The organism is Treponema sp. R80B11-R83G3, assembly GCF_054786115.1.
This window is the reverse complement of record NZ_BDHF01000602.1, coordinates 1-2193: the sequence shown is the minus strand read 5'-3', so window position 1 is coordinate 2193 and position 2193 is coordinate 1. Positions and strand designations below refer to the sequence as shown.

6 protein-coding genes are annotated in these 2193 nt (G+C 43.7%); 2 read left to right on the top strand and 4 right to left on the bottom strand.

The genetic code is table 11. The features are described from left to right. Positions 1-182 (top strand): hypothetical protein (locus tag ACYVRH_RS15185; RefSeq protein WP_461257659.1); only part of this gene is annotated, 182 nt, incomplete at its 5' end. Between the two features lie 8 nt (positions 183-190). After that, positions 191-427 carry a helix-turn-helix domain-containing protein gene (locus tag ACYVRH_RS15180; protein WP_461257682.1) on the top strand — a complete coding sequence of 79 codons (237 nt, stop codon included), beginning with the start codon at positions 191-193 and terminating at the stop codon, positions 425-427. Positions 428-449: 22 nt separating this feature from the next. Here ACYVRH_RS15180 and ACYVRH_RS15175 read toward each other — a convergent pair whose 3' ends face one another. From ACYVRH_RS15175 to ACYVRH_RS15160, 4 genes are all read right to left on the bottom strand, one after another. After that, positions 450-677: a hypothetical protein gene (locus ACYVRH_RS15175; RefSeq protein WP_461257681.1), complete on the bottom strand. Its 228-nt coding sequence runs from the start codon at positions 675-677 to the stop codon at positions 450-452. Beyond that, on the bottom strand, positions 655-981 hold the full coding sequence (locus ACYVRH_RS15170) for a DUF5681 domain-containing protein (protein ID WP_461251285.1): 327 nt from the start codon (positions 979-981) through the stop codon (positions 655-657). Before ACYVRH_RS15170 ends, ACYVRH_RS15175 begins: the two co-directional genes overlap by 23 nt. Before the next feature lie 76 nt (positions 982-1057). Further along, positions 1058-1705, bottom strand: a complete 648-nt coding sequence (locus tag ACYVRH_RS15165) for a phage baseplate protein (RefSeq protein ID WP_461257680.1) — start codon at positions 1703-1705, stop codon at positions 1058-1060. A 22-nt stretch (positions 1706-1727) separates the two neighbouring features. Continuing rightward, on the bottom strand, positions 1728-2102 hold the full coding sequence (locus ACYVRH_RS15160) for a VRR-NUC domain-containing protein (protein ID WP_461257679.1): 375 nt from the start codon (positions 2100-2102) through the stop codon (positions 1728-1730). Positions 2103-2193: the final 91 nt, after the last annotated feature.

The following is a 2193-nucleotide window of genomic DNA, read 5'->3' as shown; positions in this document are numbered from 1 at the left end:
AAAATTTCCGGCACCGCTTTTCTGGTTTTATAAATACTCCGGTACAGAAAGACGAAATTGAGGATCCTCCAATTTTTGACAAAAATGGTGAATTTCTGATACCGCCTAAAAACACAAAGCCTGCAAGGGCGAACGCGCCGGGGCGCATGCCCCGGAAAAGAAAAGAAGGATACAACGCATGATGACTCCTATGACATTGGAAGAAGCAACGAAGTTTTTAGGTTATACACGTTCATATATTTACAAACTTGTGCATTGGAAAAAAATCCCATGCCACAAGCCAACCGGTGGCAGAGGCAGGCTTTTTTTCAAACAAGATGAGCTTGAAGAATTTTTATACCGTAACAAACAGTTTGCCGACTATGAAATAGCAGAGGCCGCTGATGCAATCCTAAATGGTGAAACTATATGTAAAAATACAAAGTAAAAATATTTTGCGGCGGTTTTCATTATCTTTTTTCCGTTGTTCCGAAAGCAGCATATTTAAGACCAAGTTCACGTCTTAATTGCTCTGCTGTTCTGCGGCGTTCCTTTGGATCATCAGGAATGTCATAGGCGTGTTCATGTATCCATTCCGCGACTGATTGCAAAGCGGTTTTTTGCGTTCCGTCCCTCATGTTTTCGGTGATCGTCTTAATAATTTGAATCGCCGTTTTACTGTTCTTGCAAATTGCCATTATTCATAATCTCCCTTAATTTGGCGTCTATCGCGCTGTCTGTCAATTCTATGCTTTCTTTTGGCCGCCCGTCCAAGCGGTCATAAATATACTTGATTGCCACAATATCGCCTTCATCAACCGCCTTGCTGATAAGTTTTTCCGCGAGCGCGTGACGAAGCAGCAAAGTTTTTTCCGTTTTGCCGTCAGTTATTTTCCTTTCCTGATCCAACGCCCAATTCAATATATCGGTCATGCACTCTCCCTTTTTTGGGCGTCCTTTTCTGTTAATTCGCGGATCGTTTTTCTCAAACGGCTTTCCCATTTCCTATTCTCCCTCTGTTATTTATCAGTTTTACAGAAGAAAATATACTGTTCGGGGCGGTTTGCCATATCATTGTTCATTGCGGATAAGGCACTCCGAATTTCTTTTGATATTCTGCGGGTGAGGCAATACCCTGACGAACAGAAAAACGCCATTCCTCTTTGATTTGACTGTTATTAGGCTTTTCCGTTCCGGCAACGCCTTGATTTGTAGTACTGGCGGTTATATCACCCGCGCTGCCTCCGCTACTGCCGGAAGCGTTAATATTTGTAGTGTCGGATTTGACGATTTTTATTTTTTTGAACTCCATTGTAAAGGGAAGGTTCGCGCCCGTTTCCACGTCGCGGTCGATTTGAAATGAAGTAATGACCATGTTCGTAAAAGTTTCCAGTCCAAGTACAACGTCAAGCAACTGTTTTGATTTTGAAAGTTTTTTCAATTCCTGATACGCTTGTATTACCCTTGCCATTCTATCAGGGGCTTGTAGATTTGAAATAGTATTGCCGTCTATTGTCATCACTTCAAACGCGGCATTTCCAATAAATGCTTCAACCGATACAACGTCTTGATCCTCGACAATGTTATCCGATACATTACTGCCTTCTTCTACAGGTATTTCCGTAACAGAATTGGAGAACTGGTAATGCTCCGCTATGAAACAGTCCACTACAAAAGTGCCTATCATTTTTTGAGGTATTTGGTATTGAAAAGCGATTTCTGCCATATCATTTCATCTCCTTTTGTCTTTATATTTTTTCCCCGCCATACGGCGCGGCGTTATCATTAAACAGAGGGCCGTCATTGGCATATCCCTCATTTCGGAGGGCGGTATCCAATTCCCGGATCGAGCGCGCGATCACGGCTACGCCTCCCATGCCCCGTACTTTTTCCAAGAAAGCCGATTGCTCTTGTGAGAGCCGCCCATGCGCTGCCTTGATTTCTACGGCTAGAAACCGCCCGTCCGGCAGTACTCCGATTATATCAGATGATCCCTTACGCCCAAAATGAAGCCACCTGTCCGGGGCAATGCGCACTGCCCCGCAAGGGTTATTCCAAACGAAGAAACCGCGCCGTTCCAGATACATCAGACAGTCAGCTTTGATGCGTCCTTCGGGCGTCAAATTTTCATCTCCTACGAACCTTATTTAATTCTTCAGTAAGATTAAACGGCGTTTTCGTTTTCATTTCTTCCACTCCCACTTTCCATTCTCA

What these genes read in the sequence shown, in the direction of transcription:
- ACYVRH_RS15180 (WP_461257682.1), top strand. Translation starts at nt 191, where the DNA reads ATGACATTGGAAGAAGCAACGAAGTTTTTAGGTTATACACGTTCATAT.
- ACYVRH_RS15170 (WP_461251285.1), bottom strand. Translation starts at nt 981, where the DNA reads ATGGGAAAGCCGTTTGAGAAAAACGATCCGCGAATTAACAGAAAAGGA.
- ACYVRH_RS15175 (WP_461257681.1), bottom strand. Translation starts at nt 677, where the DNA reads ATGGCAATTTGCAAGAACAGTAAAACGGCGATTCAAATTATTAAGACG.
- ACYVRH_RS15165 (WP_461257680.1), bottom strand. Translation starts at nt 1,705, where the DNA reads ATGGCAGAAATCGCTTTTCAATACCAAATACCTCAAAAAATGATAGGC.